This window comes from Chromatiaceae bacterium (genome assembly GCA_024235395.1).
In the GTDB taxonomy this organism is placed as follows: domain Bacteria; phylum Pseudomonadota; class Gammaproteobacteria; order Chromatiales; family Chromatiaceae; genus Thiosocius.
The window spans coordinates 287,776-303,710 of record JACKMK010000003.1; the positions used below are offsets into that span (position 1 = coordinate 287,776).

Genomic DNA, 15,935 nt, shown 5'->3' on the forward strand with positions numbered 1-15,935 from the left:
GCTCCCCACGCAGCATTGGCCTGCATATTTCACGCCATGGATTTGGTCCACCGACCCTGCGTGCAGCTAGCTAACGCACGCCGGGAGGCAGCAGGCAGACAGGCCGGACCCGCTAGGATAATGGAATCAGAATATGCGAACCAGTATTTTGCTCGCCGCGATGGCCGCGATCACAGCGACCCCTGGATCGATTCGAAGGTACGGGGCCAGACCCCGGAGCGCGCCAGCCCGGGCGCCAGGCGCTCCCGCGCCGAGACCGCCGCGGCCCGATCCGGATAGTCACCGGCGACCAGCGAATACCACGGGCGGCCATCGAGCTGGCGCTCGAAGATCGCGTACGGCTGCCCGATTCCGAACCGGCGAATGAATTTCTCCACCGATGCGCGATCGCGCGCACCCACCAGCTGCAACGTGTAGTGCGCGGGCCGGCGACTGCGCAACCAGCCCATTCCGCCGGCTGGCGCAGGCGACGGCCGTTTCGCTGCGGTCGGTGGCGCGCTGGCCACAACGGGTTTCGACGCCGCCGGTTCAGGAGCGACAACCTTCCCGGCCGGAGCCGCGGCAGGCTTTTGCGGGGCCGATTGCGGGTCGGCAGTCTCCGGTGGCGGGCTTTCCGCGGGCGTCGGCCTGACTGTGGCGTATTCGGTCAGCGGGACCACCACCACGCCCTCCGATTCGGCCAGCGCAGCCGCCAACGGCGATACCGGGGGCGAATCAGGGGGCCCGCTGGCGGTATCGCCGGGCAGCTGCGGCCGGTCCGGCGATTCGATCGCCGGCATCGCGTTCGCCGCCCCCTCCTCGGGGCCCGCCGTCGTCGGCCCGACGGTCGCCAGGTCATCCGGCTCCGGCAGACCGGGCGCCGATGCCGGGTCGCGCGACGACGTGGCCGCCGCTGGATCGACCGGCGACGCTGTTTCAGGGTTTGTCGTCGGCACATCGGCCTGCGTGCTGCCGCCCGGCTTGCTCGGGCTTTCCGGCATCGATTCTTCCAAAGACGAAGGCTCGATCACTTCCGGTTGGGGACGACGCGAACTGAGTTCCGGCAGCGTAATCGGTGGCAACGGCGCCGGCACGGCGAGTGAGGCCGGCGGACGCGCCGAATCATCCTCGGCCGAGGAACCCGGTGACAGCATTGCCTCGCGCGTGTCGCCTGTCGCCTGCCGACCTTGTTCGAACAGCGCGTTGATCGGGTCCTGGAAAACCAACAGTGCGAGCAGAAGGACGACCACGACCCCGCCGGCGACCCACGGCCACCGCGAGCGGACGGCAGCCGGCGGCTCCGCCGCGCGATCGCCGGTCGTCTTGTTCGCGCGGCGCTTCATGACCTCGTTCAGACCGTCCAGCAGCGGGCCCGGCAGGCCGTGCGCAGCATGGTGCAAGGCCGCAGCAAGATCGTTGGTGACCGCCGCGGCGTCGCCGTCCGAGAAACTGCGCAGAAAGTCCATCGATTGGTCGGGATCGAACGCCGGAAGATCGACGTAGCGCAACTCCCAATCGACCTGCGGTTGCGCGAGTGCGCCGTGCCCGAGCAGCAATACCCGTCCCCCGCGCGCATGCAATGCCGCGAGCTGCACGATCGCCTGTGGAGCCAGCACGTCAGCGTCGTCGACCACCACGAGCAGATCCTGGTCACCAAGTGCCGAAAACACCAGGCCCGGCCAGTCTGCGAGCTCCCCGATTGTCAGTCCGAGTTGATCCACGGCCGCATCGACGAGGTCGGTATCGGTGCCGCCGCGTATCCACACCGTCGCCGTATCGCTACCGAGAATATCCAGCAAGCGGTGCGCGAATCGGGTCTTGCCGGCGCCGGACGGTGCGCGCAGGTAGATCGCATCGTCTGTGTTGCGCAGCAGGTGCAGCAGCAGCTGCAGCCGTTCGGCGCGCTGTGCCGTATCGAAGTAGTTGTCGCCTATCGGCTCAAGCGGCATATAACGTCTGCTTCAGGGCTTCCTGGTCGAAATCTCCGCTGATCACCGCATGGCCGATTCCACGCAGCAGCACCAGCCGCAGTTGACCGTCCATCACCTTCTTGTCTATCGCCATCAGTTCGAGGAAGCGGTCGGCCGACAGATTGTCCGGGCCTTTGACCGGCAGGCCGGCGGCTTTCACCAGTGCCTCGATCCGATGCAGATCGGCCGGTGCCAGCCAGCCGAGGCGCTGCGACATCGCGGCCGCCATACAGATCCCGGCACCCACTGCCTCGCCGTGCAACCAGCTCCCGTACCCCATTCCGGTCTCGATCGCATGGCCGAAGGTGTGCCCCAGGTTGAGCAGCGCCCGCATACCGGACTCGCGCTCGTCCGCCGCGACCACTGCGGCCTTGTCGGCACATGAACGCTCTATCGCGTAGGCCATGGCATCGGCATCGCGCCCGACCAGACGCGGCATGTGATCCTCCAGCCAGACAAAGAACTCGTCGTCGTTGATCAAGCCATATTTGATCACCTCGGCCAACCCCGCCGACAACTCGCGATCGGGCAGTGTGTCGAGTGTCACAGTATCGGCGATCACGCACTGCGGCTGGTGGAATGCGCCGATCATGTTTTTGCCCAGGGCGTGATTGACGCCCGTCTTGCCGCCCACCGACGAATCGACCTGAGACAGCAGCGTGGTCGGCACCTGGATAAAGTTGACCCCGCGTTGATAGCTGGCCGCGGCGAAGCCCGCCATATCGCCGACCACGCCACCGCCGAGTGCCACCAGGGTACAACGACGGTCGAATCGGCTGCGAAGCAAGGCACTGTAGATCTGATCGAGCACGCCGAGCGTTTTGTATTGCTCGCCGTCCGGCAGAATCACCTGAGCGACCCTGAAACCGGCCAGCGCCGCGGCAACGCGCTCCAGGTACAGTGGCGCGACTGTTTCGTTGCTGACCAACATGACTTGGGTGCCATGTATATGGCGGCGATACAGTTCCGGGTCGTCGATCAGACCCTGACCGATGTAGATGGGGTAGGTGCGGTCGCCCAGGTCGACCGTCAGCGTTCGCAGCACGGCAGACATTCGCGGCTGTTTCCTCGGCAGACTAGGTACACGGTGGTGCGAGTTTACACCCCCGGGATGCGGCCGGTCAGCCGCGCAGGATGTCCAGGATCTCGTTGGCGACCGCGACGGCGCCACGCCCCTCGGTACTCACGGTATAGTCGGCCGTACTGCGATATAGCGGCTCACGGACCTGCATCAGCTCCTCGAGACGCTGCAGGGGTTCGTCGGTCTGCAACAGCGGCCGGTTGCGATCCCGGTGGGTGCGTTCGTACTGCTGGCGCGGGGAACACTCGAGGAAAAACACGATACCCCGTGACGCCAGGTGCTGGCGGTTTTCCGAGCGCAGCACGGCGCCACCACCGGTGGCCAGCACCTGGTTGTCGATCTGGGTCAGATCATCGATAACCTGCTGTTCGCGGACTCGAAATCCCTCCTCGCCCTCGTAAGCAAAGATGGTCGGGATGTCGACACCGGTGCGCCGCTGGATCTCCTGATCGGAATCGCTGAAGGTCATGCCCAGCGACTGAGCAAGCTGCTTTCCAATAGTCGTCTTGCCGGCGCCCATTGGGCCGATCAGAAAAATGCGATTGGGTTTGGCCATGAGGCCCAATGTTACAAGCTGGTGGATGTTTCAGGCGAGGACTGCCGGCGCGTTCAGCGGCAAACCGTGTGCGGGGCGAAGCCAGGCTCGCCTCGCACACGGTCGTTTAGATCTCAACGCAGGGTGAGCGTGTCCTTGAGGATCTTCGGGGTTACGAAGATCAGCAACTCGCTGTTTTCGTCCTGGATCTGGTTTTGCTGGAACGCCCAACCGACATACGGTAGATCGCCAAAGAACGGCACACTGGCACGATTCTTCGCCTTGGTGCGCTCAAACACCCCGCCCAGCACCACGGTTTCTCCGTTGTCGACCAGCACCGAGGTCTCCAGCTCGCGCGTATCCACGGGGGGCACACCAAGCACGGCACGGGTGAAGTCCGGGTTGTCCTTGTTCACCTTGAGATCCATGATCACGCGGTCATCCGGCGTGATATGCGGCGTGACCTCGAGCTTCAGCACGGCCTCTTTGAACGACACCGAGGTCGCTCCACTGGAGGAAGCCTCCTGGTAGGGGATTTCCACACCCTGCTTGATCGTCGCCTTGTTTTGATCCGAGGTGATGACGCGCGGGCTGGAGATGATCTCTCCCTTGCCTTCCTGCTGCATCGCGCTCAATTCGAGACGCAACAGGTACGACCCGATCTTGCCCAGCAGGAAGTTGACCGCTCCGCCACTGCCGGATGCGAGGGTCTGAGGCAGGTTGACGAGCAGGCCCTGGTTTCCGGAACCCGCCGGGATCTCGAAACTCGTGGAACCCACTTCGGGGCTGGCCACATCGCCAGGTAGCCCGCCCGCGACTTTCCAACGCCAGCTGTCGCCATCACCGGCCACGCCCACACCAAGTTTTACGCCGAGATCGCGCGCGAAATCGTTGTTTGCAATCACGATGCGCGACTCGATCAGCACCTGGCGAATCGGAATATCCAGTTCGCCGACCAAAGCCCGGACCTCGCTGAGCTTGGCGGCGGTGTCCTGCACCAGCAGGGTATTGGTCCGCTCGTCGATCGAGACGCTGCCGCGCTCCGAGATCAGTTTGTTTTCGCTCGACTTCAGCAAGGCCGCCAGGTCCTGAGCCTTCGCGTAGTTGACCTGAATCAGTTCAGAACGCAACGGGGCCAGCTCCGCAATCTGCTGCTGCGACTCGAGTTCCAGCTTCTCCCTCGCCGCGATCTCTTCGGTCGGCGCGACCAACACGACGTTGTCGTTGCGCCGCATCGACAGTCCTTTGGTCTTCAGGATGATGTCCATCGCCTGATCCCAAGGAACATTCTTGAGCCGCAGCGTGATGCGCCCGCTGACCGTATCGCTGACCACCATGTTCAGACCGGTGAAATCGGCCAAGAGCTGCAGTACCGCACGCACCTCGATATCCTGGAAGTTCAGGGACAGGCGGTCACCCTCGTAGATCTGCTGCTCCTTGCGGCGCGCCTCCTTTTCCTGCTTGGTCAGACCGCGAAATTCCACCGTGTAGGTGTTGTTCGCCTGGTAGGCAAGATGCTCGAATTCGCCGCTCGTCGAGATGGTCATCCGCACATTGCGGCCATCCGGGCGCGTCTCGATGGCCTTGACCGGGGTCGCAAAATCGAGCACATCAAGCGTGCGTGCCAGCTGTTCAGGAAGGTCCGCATTCAGGAAATCGAGGATCACCTGGTCGCCCTGCTGGCGCATATCGACAACGATCGACGGGTCCGAAAGCTCGATCTCGATCCGGCCCTCGCCCTGTGTGCCGCGGCGAAAATCGACGTTTTCCAATGCGAGACCGGCGCGCGACGACGTATTGCGCTTGTCCGTCATCACCGCACTTGGTGCGCTCGTCGGTGACATGGTGCCCGCACCGCTGCTGGCACCGATACTCACGTAGACCTTGTTGCCCTCGGCCCGCACCGTGTGGCTGGCCTGCTCGAGCAGGTTGATGACCACCCGGGTACGGTCACCGGCCGCGATTGCGGTCACGCTTCGAGCCATTCCGATGGCTACCGGTGTCACCTTCTGTTCCAGCGCGTTGGTCGTGTCGACCAGATCGATCGCGATGCGTGCCGGGTTGTCGGTCGTGAACGATGCAGGTTCCGCGACCGGCTCACTGGTCGTCAGCACGATCTCCACACGATTGCCGGGTAGCGCCGAGAAGCTGACATCCTGCAGTTCGTTAGCGATTGCCTCCCCCAAGAAAGCCCAGAGCAGCACCCCGATCAGTGCAGTGTTGAGCGCCTTTACCTTTTTATACATCGTCCCGTCTCCTATTCGCCGCCCAAGGCCAGAGCAGCTTCCTTCTCAAGAAAGCCCGAGCCGGTGGGTACGAGTTCAATCAGCTCAATCTTGTCTTCACTGATCCGCGTGATCTTGCCGTCGTATTGGCCCATGAAATTGCCGGGCGCCACGCGATGTATGGTGCCATCTGAGGTCTTTACCAGGCCCCAGGTGCTCTGTTCCTGTTCCAGAGTGCCGACCATCCGTAACGAGTCGAGGGTGAACGACTCCAACTCCTCTTTACGCCGGTCTGGATCGGGACGGATGCCGTTGTCCAGCACCGTCTCGGTTGCCGCCGTCTCCTCTTCGGGCGGGGTGAACGGATCGCGTCGGCTCTTCGCAGTGTAGACGAAACCGATGACCTGTTTGACCTCCGGGATAGGCTCTATCCCCGAGGGTGGCCTGCTCTTCACCTCGTCCACGAACTGCGTCAGGTCCGACATGTCTTTGTTCACACATCCTGCCAGCAGCAGAGGCACTAACAATGGGATGAACTTCCTCATCTTCAACCACCTGCCTCATCAAGGTAACGATAGGTACGCGCCAGGGCTTCCATGACGAGATCATCGGATCCTTTCGCGTTCTTCTGAATGTTGACGTTGTGGATCGTCACGATGCGCGGTAAAGCGGCCAAACCACTGACAAACTCACCGAATTCATGATAGTTGCCGACTACGCGGATCTTGATGGGTAATTCCGCATAGAAGTCCTTCGGAACCTCGCCCTGCGGCTGGAACAGCTCGAATTCCAGGCCCGCCGCGAGTCCCGTCTGCGACACATCGACGAGCAGGTCCGCCACCTCGGTCTTGTTCGGCAGTTGGCGCAGCATCGCCCCGAAAGACTCCTGCATCTCGGCGAGTTGCGTCCTGTAAGCTTCCAGATTAGCGGCCTTTGCCTGCTTGGCCTCGAAGTCTGCACGCAGGTCGACCTCGGTCTTCTCGACCCTCTGCAGCTGCACATACTGGTCTTCGATGTCGTAGAAATACCAGCCTACACCGACCAGCGCACACAGGATCAGGACGACAACCGCCTTTACGATCCCGGGCCAATCGCCCAGATTGCTGAAATCGAGTTCATTGAGTTCCTGGAGGTTCATTGAACGGCCTCCTGCTTCGGTGCGACCTGCACGAGATCGAGCTGGAACGAGTTGCCCTGGGAAATGGATTTATCCGGGGCCTTGTTTTCGATGATCAACAGCTTCGGGTTGTTGAGCCAGGGGCTGGACTCGATATTGCGCATATAGGTCGAAACGCGCGCGTTCGATTGCGCCTGTCCGATCAGCTGTACCTTGCGCCCTGTCTGAGCGAGCGAGGTGAGGAAGGTGCCATCCGGCACGACGGTCACCAGTTCGTCGAACAGATGCACGATCTGTGGGCGGCTGACCTGCAGGTCTTCGATCACCTTCATGCGTGCGATCAATTTCTGGCGGGTCTTCTCCAGGTTCTTGATCTCCTCGATCTGCTTGTTGACCTTGGCGATCTCTTTCTCGAGAAAGCGATTGCGGTCCAGCTGATGATCGATCAGGCCCTCGGCATAGAAATGCCAATACCCCATGCCGAGCACCGTCAGCAGCAGGGCCCCTAGGATGGTGAATCCGAAGTCGCGCTGCCGCTGCTTCCGCAGCTTCTCGCGCCACGGTAGAAGGTTTATCCGTGCCATGTCAGTCGAAACTCCTCAGTGCCAGGCCGCATGCAATCATCAATGCCGGCGCATCGTTACTGAGTACCTGCGGCTTTACCCTGGACGCCACTGCCATGTTCGCAAACGGGTTGGCAATGATCGTCTCAACGCCGAGGCGTTCGTGAATCAAATCGTCGATTCCGGGCACCGACGAGCTACCGCCCGCCAATACGACAAGATCGACGTTGTTGAATGCACTCGCTGAGTAGAAGAACTGAATCGAGCGGTTGACCTGCTGCGCCATTGCCTCCTTGAACGGCTCGAGCACCTCAGGAATGTAGTTGTCCGGCAGTCCACCCTGGCGTTTTGCCATGCCGGCCTCTTCCACCGACAACCCGTAGCGCCGCTGGATCTCCTCGGTCAGTTGGCGACCGCCGAAATTCTGCTCGCGGGTATAGATAATGTGGTCATTGTGCAGCACGTTGAGCGTCGTCGTGGTCGCACCGATGTCGGCCACCGCAATCGTCTGGTGGTCGCCCGCACCGGGCCACTGATCCACCAGCTGCGTACACGCATTCTCCATCGCGTACGCTTCGACATCGACGATTTCACAGGTGAGGCCGGCCAATTCCAGGGCTGCGACCCGATCGTCGACGTTCTCACTGCGCGACGCCGCGAGCAGTACGTCGACCAGTTCAGGGCTCTTCTCAGAGGTCCCGAGCACCTGGAAGTCGATGTTGACCTCTTCCAGCGGATACGGAATGTACTGGTCCGCCTCGAGCTGTATCTGACTTTCCATCTCACGGTCGGAGAGTGCCGCCGGCATCGAGATGACCTTGGTGATCACCGCTGAGCCGGAAACGGCAACGGCTGCGCGCTTGTTGCGCGTACCCGCTTTGCGAACGACGTTGCGCACGGCCTTGCCGACCGCCTCCACGTCCGCAATGTTCTTTTCAACAACCGCGGTTGAAGGCAGCGGTTCCACCGCGTAGCTCTCTACGCGATAGCGCACACCCCCACGGCCACCATGCTGGCTCAATTCGAGCAGCTTCACCGCCGTCGAGCTGATATCCAGCCCGATGAGCGGCACCTTTTTCCGGGTAAATAGGCCCATGACGCTCTCTTTCCGACTTCCTTTGGTGTGCCTTCCGGGTTCGTTGCCGCCCGGGTTCGTTGCGGCTATCGGCAACCCGGAGGAATTTCTTTAACAAACCTGCGCAAGTATAAAGCTATTGTTTCCAATCAAGGAATTAGAATCCACCGGTGGTTCTCCATGGCTGCGGTTTGGCGCATCGTCACCCGATCGGTCGATCAGCGACGAGACGCGAACCTTGTCATGAGAGAAGGTGTACCAATTCCGTCATTTTTACGATGACAACCGCCAATCCCTGCACCTTTCGGGCTAGTATAGCGGCCCGTCTGGGATCGTTTAGCGGCACCTCCGCTGAACACTGGAGCGCCGTAGAACGTCCGCATGAAGTGGTTTTTGAAAACTGTTAACTACGTTTTGGTTTTGGTGCTGCTGGGCGCTGTCGTCGGCGCAATAGCCGTCGGCGCAGCCTACTTCTACCTTGAACCCGAGTTGCCCGACATCGACAACCTGCGCGAGGTCCGCCTGCAGGTACCGTTGAAAGTACTGAGCCATGACGGAGGACTGATCGCCGAGTTCGGTGAGCAGCGGCGCAACCCGCTGGAGTATGCGCAGTTCCCTCAACGCATGATCGACGCCTTTCTTTCAGCGGAAGACGCGAATTTTTTCACCCACCCCGGCGTTGACGTTCGTGGCCTGGTGCGCGCCGGGGTGCAGCTCGCCTTGACCGGAGAGAAGAAGCAGGGCGGCAGCACCATCACCATGCAGGTGGCGCGCAACTTCTATCTGAGCAGCCAGAAAACCTATACGCGAAAACTGAGCGAGATCTTTCTTGCGCTGCGTATCGAGAAGGAACTCAGTAAGGAGGAGATTCTCGAGCTTTACCTCAACAAGATCTATCTTGGACATCGCGCCTACGGCGTTGGGGCAGCCGCACAGGTCTATTACGGCAAAACGGTCGATCAGCTCGATCTCGCCCAGACGGCGATGATCGCCGGGTTGCCGAAGGCACCGTCTGACCTCAATCCGATCACGAACCCGCAGAGGGCGGTAGAGCGCCGTAACTACGTGCTCGGACGGATGCTGGAACTGGGCCGCATCACGCAAGCAGAACACGACCAGGCAGCCTCGCAACCGGTGACCGCGAGCCGCTACGCACCCAACATCGAAGTCGAGGCGCCTTACGTAGCCGAGATGGTGCGCGCAGACATGGTCGGCCGATACGGCCAGGACGCGTACACCGGAGGATACACGGTCGTGACCACGGTGACCGGAGAAGCGCAGTCGGCGGCCAACCGCGCGGTGCGCGGCGCGTTGGACGCCTATAGCGAACGCCACGGCTATTACGGTCCGGAACAGAAGCTCGAAGCCCTGCCGTCGGACGACAAGGCGCGTGAAGCGGTTCTGGCCGACCGGCCGACGATCGGTGATCTGCGTGCGGCATTGGTCACCGAGGTCGGCGAAAAGCAGGCCACCATTTACCTGGGTGACGGCGAGTCGGGCGCGATCGAATGGGACCAGATGAAATGGGCGCAACCGTTCATCGATACCGACCGACGCGGGCCGGCGCCCAAAAAGCCCGCCGACGTCGTTGCGGTGGGCGACATCGTCCGGGTGAAAGCCGTTACCGTCAAGGACAACACGGTATGGCGCCTGTCGCAGGTGCCGCGCGTGTCCGGTGGCCTGGTGGCGCTGGATCCGAACAGCGGCGCGATCAAGGCACTGGTCGGCGGATACGACTTCTATGCCAGCAAGTTCAACCGGGTCACCCAGGCAAAGCGCCAACCGGGCTCGGGCTTCAAGGCGTTCATCTACTCCGCCGCACTCGAGAATGGCTTCACGCCGGCGACACTGATCAATGATGCGCCGGTGGTGTTCGAGGACCCCAGCCTGGAAGGCGCATGGCGACCGGAGAACTACTCCGGCAAGTTTTTCGGCCCCACGAGACTGCGCGAAGCATTGACCAAGTCACGCAATCTGGTGTCGATCCGGCTGCTGCGCAGCATTGGCATCGAGGCCGCCCTCCAGCACATCGCAAAGTTTGGTTTCGATCCTGCCGAGCTGCCGCACAATCTTTCGCTGGCTCTGGGTAGCGCGGACGTGACCCCACTGCAGATGGCCAAGGGCTACGCAGTGCTCGCAAACGGGGGCTTCCGGGTCGAACCCTACTTCATCGAGCGCATTGATCAGGATGGGGCCGGATCGGTTTTCGAGGAACATCCAATAACCGTGTGCAAGGATTGTGATCCGGCAGCGGAAGACGCCTCGACGCACGCACCGCGTGTGCTCGACGAGCGTAATCGATACCTGATGTACTCGATGATGCAGGACGTGATTCGTCGCGGCACGGCGACCAAGGCACGTGCTCTGGGACGCAAAGACCTCGCCGGCAAAACGGGTACCACCAATGACCAGAGAGACGCCTGGTTCAACGGCTTCAACCAACGGCTGGTGGCCAATGCCTGGGTAGGGTTTGACGACAACAGCAAGCTGGGCCGCGGCGAGGTGGGCGGAAGAGCCGCCCTGCCGGCATGGATAGATTTCATGCAGGTCGCACTCAAGGACATCCCGGACACTGAACCCGAGGTGCCGGCCGACATCGTCACGGTGCGCATCGATCCGCGCACCGGGACCCGCGCGAGCGCGTCGACCGATGACGCCATTTTCGAGGTGTTTCGTACGGAAAATGCACCGGGAACGGTGAACGCGGCAGTCGGTGGCAACGGCACGGTGATCGCTCCGACGGAAGCACCTCCGCCGACCCAGGACCTGTTCTGAAACGACGGCGCAAAGCGACGGATCAAGCGCAATGGATCCGCGCGACGGCGACTCTCGTGGTCGACCAGGGCATCGATCTGGACGAGGCACTGCGCAGGGCGGCCGACCAGCATGGAATCAACCCATTGCATGGGCGGCCGCCACGCGCGGACCTGCTCCGCGGTATTAGCGAATATCGCGAGCTGTTTCGCCCACAGCAAACTGAACAACTGCGACGCATGCGCCTGGCGGCACGCGAGGCCATGCACCGCCTGAAGCCTTTCGAACCACGCCTGTTCGGGTCGCTGGTACATGGCGATGGGCCGCTCGACAGGGTCCGGATCCTTTTATCAGCGGACACTCCGGAACAGGTGATATTGCACCTGCACGAGTTGCACCTCCCATGGAGGGAGGCCGAAGTGACGATGCACTATTCCGGAGGGCGGCGGCTCGCTCAACCGGCCGTCCGCTTCCTGGCGGGCGAGGCCTCGATCGAACTGGTGATCATCGATCGCCGCAGCCGTAGCGACCCACCGCGCGACCCCGTGGATGGCGGCCCGCTGGAAACGCTGACTGCCGACCAGCTGGATGCGCTGATCGGCATCGAGGGCAACTGATCAGCGCTCTGCAAGCGGCACGTAGTCGCGCTTGGTGGCACCCTGGTACAGCTGCCGCGGACGCCCTATCCGATGTCTCGGGTCATCGAGCATCTCCATCCAGTGGCTCACCCAACCCGCCGTTCGTGCGATCGCGAACATCACGGTGAACATACTGTCGGGTATCCCCAGTGCCCGGTAGATGATGCCTGAATAGAAGTCGACGTTCGGATAGAGCTTCTTTTCCAGGAAGTACTCATCCTTGGACGCGATCTCTTCCAGGCGCATGGCCAACTCGAACAAGGGATTGTTGCTGTCTGCCAGTTTCTCAAGCACCTGGTAACAGACCTCGCGGATGATCTTGGCACGCGGGTCATAGTTCTTGTAAACACGATGTCCGAACCCCATCAGACGGAACGGGTCGTCCTTGTCCTTGGCCTTGGCAAGATACTTTTCGATGTTGCCGACATGACCGATCTCTTCGAGCATGTCGAGCACGGCCTCGTTGGCCCCGCCGTGCGCCGGTCCCCACAATGACGCTGTACCAGCGGCAATGCAGGCAAAAGGGTTGGCACCGGAGCTACCCGCAAGCCGAACGGTGGAGGTGGAAGCATTCTGCTCGTGATCGGCATGCAGAATGAACAATAGATCCATAGCGCGCTCTGCGAGCGGCTCTACCTCGTATTCTTCGCACGGGGTCGCGAACATCATGTGCAGAAAGTTGGCGGTATAGCTCAGATGGTTGCGCGGATAGATTACCGGTTCGCCGATGTTGTGCTTGTAGCAGGCAGCTGCAATCGTCGGGATTTTCGCGATCAGGCGATGCGCACTGATCTCGCGATGACGAGGATCGCTGATATCCATTGAGTCGTGATAGAAAGCCGACAACGACCCCACAACGCCGACCATCATCGCCATTGGGTGGGCATTGTTATAAAAACCTTGGAAGAAACGCAGCAGGGACTCATTGATCATCGTGTGGTGCGTGATGATGTCCTGAAACTGTGCGAGCTGTTCACGACTCGGAAGGTCGCCGTAAAGCAAAAGGTACGCGACTTCGATGAAAGTCGACTTTGCTGCAAGCTGTTCGATGGGATAACCCCGATACCGCAACACACCTTCGTTGCCATCGATATAGGTGATCGAGCTGTTGCAGCTCGCCGTGGAAACGAAGCCCGGGTCGTAGGTAAAAACCTTGGCCTGTCCATAGAGGCTGGTGATATCGATCGTGTCCGGTCCTTCGGTGCCGGACAGAATCTCCAGATCGATGGACTTGCCTGTATCGTTGAACGTGAGGGTGGCTTTTCTGTTCGACATCTGCCCGTACCTCTGGCTTGACAATAGTCTGGATGCCCAAGCCTAGCACAGGCCAATTCGCGACCGATCATTGGAAATGTCGTCGGTCACGGTAAGCATTTGCCCGCCAGGGTCCACGCGGTCGACATCACTGTGAAAGTCGCATCATTGCCGGTCCACCGCGAACTTCGAACGCTGCACATGCTGAATTCTAAGGTGATTTGTTATTGATCCTGGATGCATGCCGTACGACACGCCAAGGCAACCGGTTCGCGGAAATGCCGCACCGCCGGAACTCACGCACCGATCCCGCACACGCGGATCTGCACGCAACAAGCACCGGGCCGGCGAATGCCGGGAGACGCACCAAGGGAGTGCGGAGGGGTTTCGTCGGTCAATGCGTAGCGATGGTTTGCAGACATCCGATGCCATCAGGGCGACCTGCGCCAGCGGCTCCATGGCGCAAACTCGAAAGGGCGTGCCGAATGCAATCACGGTCGCCGCGGGGTGGCGCATCAGGCCGCCGCATGGCAGGGGATGCTGGCAGTGCGTCAGCGTGCCACCGCCATGCCCAATCGCTGTTCGCCATCTGTCTGCCGGCGGCATCCACGATGCCGTCACGCACCTGAGGGTTACACGGCCGCTTCAGGATAGTGCGCAGGCCAGGCGGTACGTGCCACGCCACTATCGATCGCAGCGCGCGCCACCGCAGGCGGTATGACATCCCTCAGTCGCTGATCGAGTGGTTTGGGCAAGATGTAACCGGTGCCGAACGCCAATGCCTCCAGGCCGTATGCATCGAGCACGTTCTGCGGAACCGGCTGGTGGGTCAGATCCTTCAATGCATGCACCGCTGCGATCTGCATTTCCCGGTTGATCCGCCGGGCCCGCACATCGAGCGCTCCACGAAAGATAAACGGAAACCCGAGGACGTTGTTTACCTGGTTGGGATAGTCGGAGCGTCCGGTCGCCATGATCATGTCGGACCGTACCTGTTGGGCGACCTCGGGCCGAATCTCCGGAACGGGATTGGACAACGCAAACACGATCGGCCGGTCGGCCATGGAAGCCAACATCGCAGGGGTCACCAGATCCGGACCCGACACACCGATGAACACATCGGCGCCGCGCATCGCGTCGTCAAGCGTGCGGGCATCGGTATCGACGGCCACGCCGAGTTTGTGCGGATTGAGGTCGGTCCGACCCCGATGAATCACTCCCTTGCGATCGAGTACCAGAAAATTGTCGCGACCGGCGCCCAGCGCAATCAACAACTGCACGGCAGCGATACCCGCAGCCCCGGCACCGAGCACGACGATCCGTGCATCTGCGAGCTGCTTGTCCTGTAGCTCCAGCGCATTCAACAAACCGGCTGCGATGATGATCGCCGTGCCGTGCTGATCGTCGTGAAATACCGGGATGTCGAGCAGTTCAATCAATGCCTGCTCGATCTCGAAGCAGTGCGGTGCCGCGATGTCTTCGAGATTGATGCCGCCAAAGGTAGGGGCAATCCGTTGCACGGTGTCGATGAAATCCTGCGGATTGGGGGCATCGACCTCGATGTCGAACACATCGATTCCGGCGAAGTGTTTGAACAGCACGCCCTTGCCTTCCATGACCGGCTTGCCCGCGAGCGATCCGACATTGCCCAGTCCGAGCACCGCACTGCCGTCGGTGATGACGGCCACGAGGTTTCCTTTCGCGGTGTATTTATAGGCGTCATCCGGATCGGCGGCGATGCGACGCACCGGCTCTGCGACACCCGGGGTATATGCCAGCGCGAGGTCGCGTTGGGTACGGGTGGACTTCGAAACCTCGACACTGATCTTTCCCGGCCGAGGGTTGGCGTGATAATCCAATGCCGCCTGGTTGATCTCGAAATCGGCGTCCTGGTTGTTCTGTTCTTCGTTCATGCTCGACTCCCGTGGCGGGGCGCTCGGCCCGTGAAAAACGAGAAAAGGCGCCACGAGGGCGCCTTGCGGTGTCCGTTCGGGCCGTTACCGGCTCAGCGACGGAAACGCTTCCGGAACTGGTCGACCCGGCCCGCAGTATCCATCAGCTTCTGCTGACCCGTGTAGAACGGGTGGCATGCGGAACATACCTCGACCTGCAGGGTGTCGCCACCGATGGTCGAGCGCGTGTTGAAGCTGTTGCCACAGCTGCAGACGACTTTGATGTCAGTGTAGTTCGGATGCAGATCCGCTTTCATTTTCGTCTCACTCCCAACGCCCGACGCCGCATTGCAGCCGGGGCGGTATTGCTCGGTCGCGGGCGAGCGCCGCGAAAGGCCGCGTAATTTAATCCACGACCGGCAATAACGCAAGTCCGGACGTCAGTCGCGGGTGCGTGCGAACGCGACGACCTCGGCAGACACCGGGGGCGCCGCCGGCGGTTCGATCGGTGTTCCGTAGAACAGGTGCTGCAACTCGGCAAACCGATCGTTGAGGCCGTTGGGACCCAGCACCGCGCGCCACATCATGCGCGAGATGCGCAGACAGGCGCCCATCGGCGTGCGCGCGAGCCGGCGTTCCTGGTCGATCCGCCACTGCAGACGGCGCAGGCGCTCCCGATTGGCCTCGGGCGCCCCGGCGATGACCGCCTCGATCGCCTCTAGGCGCATTGCCTCGAAAGCGGCAGGGTCATCACGGGCAACCGCAGACCAGGTGTCAAAATCAATCTCGGCAGTATTTTTCTTGTCCATCGCATTCACCCTAAAGTTCAGCTCGGACCGGCCGACATAAGTC

At 61.5% G+C, this 15,935-nt stretch carries 14 protein-coding genes; 2 read left to right on the forward strand and 12 right to left on the reverse strand.

Annotated features, from left to right (window positions below):
- Nucleotides 1-170 precede the first annotated feature (170 nt).
- The 8 genes from H6955_14705 to H6955_14740 all read right to left on the reverse strand — a co-directional run bounded on the left by H6955_14705 (nt 171) and on the right by H6955_14740 (nt 8,566).
- The gene (locus tag H6955_14705; GenBank protein MCP5314804.1) at nt 171-1,928 is read right to left on the reverse strand and encodes an SPOR domain-containing protein; all 1,758 of its coding nucleotides are present in this window, start codon (nt 1,926-1,928) and stop codon (nt 171-173) included.
- Entirely contained in the window at nt 1,918-3,003 is a 1,086-nt protein-coding gene (gene aroB / locus H6955_14710) for a 3-dehydroquinate synthase (protein MCP5314805.1), read from the reverse strand. The genes H6955_14705 and aroB overlap by 11 nt, the downstream gene beginning before the upstream one ends.
- 67 nt (nt 3,004-3,070) lie before the next feature.
- On the reverse strand, nt 3,071-3,586 hold the full coding sequence (gene aroK / locus H6955_14715) for a shikimate kinase AroK (protein ID MCP5314806.1): 516 nt from the start codon (nt 3,584-3,586) through the stop codon (nt 3,071-3,073).
- 113 nt (nt 3,587-3,699) lie between these two features.
- On the reverse strand, nt 3,700-5,811 hold the full coding sequence (locus H6955_14720) for a type IV pilus secretin PilQ (GenBank protein ID MCP5314807.1): 2,112 nt from the start codon (nt 5,809-5,811) through the stop codon (nt 3,700-3,702).
- Between the two features lie 11 nt (nt 5,812-5,822).
- Complete coding sequence (locus H6955_14725) at nt 5,823-6,335, reverse strand: pilus assembly protein PilP (GenBank protein ID MCP5314808.1); 513 nt, start codon at nt 6,333-6,335, stop codon at nt 5,823-5,825.
- 2 nt (nt 6,336-6,337) lie between these two features.
- Nucleotides 6,338-6,928, reverse strand: a complete 591-nt coding sequence (locus H6955_14730; GenBank protein MCP5314809.1) for a type 4a pilus biogenesis protein PilO — start codon at nt 6,926-6,928, stop codon at nt 6,338-6,340.
- Nucleotides 6,925-7,491 carry a PilN domain-containing protein gene (locus tag H6955_14735; GenBank protein ID MCP5314810.1) on the reverse strand — a complete coding sequence of 189 codons (567 nt, stop codon included), beginning with the start codon at nt 7,489-7,491 and terminating at the stop codon, nt 6,925-6,927. Before H6955_14735 ends, H6955_14730 begins: the two co-directional genes overlap by 4 nt.
- Nucleotide 7,492: 1 nt before the next feature.
- Nucleotides 7,493-8,566, reverse strand: a complete 1,074-nt coding sequence (locus tag H6955_14740; protein ID MCP5314811.1) for a pilus assembly protein PilM — start codon at nt 8,564-8,566, stop codon at nt 7,493-7,495.
- Between the two features lie 360 nt (nt 8,567-8,926).
- Here H6955_14740 and H6955_14745 point away from each other — a divergent pair, with 360 nt between their 5' ends.
- The gene (locus H6955_14745) at nt 8,927-11,320 is read left to right on the forward strand and encodes a penicillin-binding protein 1A (protein ID MCP5314812.1); all 2,394 of its coding nucleotides are present in this window, start codon (nt 8,927-8,929) and stop codon (nt 11,318-11,320) included.
- A gap of 56 nt (nt 11,321-11,376) precedes the next feature.
- Nucleotides 11,377-11,916: a hypothetical protein gene (locus H6955_14750; protein ID MCP5314813.1), complete on the forward strand. Its 540-nt coding sequence runs from the start codon at nt 11,377-11,379 to the stop codon at nt 11,914-11,916.
- Here H6955_14750 and H6955_14755 read toward each other — a convergent pair whose 3' ends face one another.
- The 4 genes from H6955_14755 to H6955_14770 form a co-directional block, all read right to left on the reverse strand.
- On the reverse strand, nt 11,917-13,212 hold the full coding sequence (locus H6955_14755) for a citrate synthase (protein MCP5314814.1): 1,296 nt from the start codon (nt 13,210-13,212) through the stop codon (nt 11,917-11,919).
- Nucleotides 13,213-13,823: 611 nt separating this feature from the next.
- Nucleotides 13,824-15,104, reverse strand: coding sequence for a malate dehydrogenase (locus tag H6955_14760; protein MCP5314815.1), 1,281 nt, complete (start codon nt 15,102-15,104; stop codon nt 13,824-13,826).
- Nucleotides 15,105-15,196: 92 nt separating this feature from the next.
- Complete coding sequence (gene rpmE, locus H6955_14765; GenBank protein ID MCP5314816.1) at nt 15,197-15,400, reverse strand: 50S ribosomal protein L31; 204 nt, start codon at nt 15,398-15,400, stop codon at nt 15,197-15,199.
- A gap of 123 nt (nt 15,401-15,523) precedes the next feature.
- Nucleotides 15,524-15,892: a DUF3135 domain-containing protein gene (locus H6955_14770; protein MCP5314817.1), complete on the reverse strand. Its 369-nt coding sequence runs from the start codon at nt 15,890-15,892 to the stop codon at nt 15,524-15,526.
- Nucleotides 15,893-15,935: the final 43 nt, after the last annotated feature.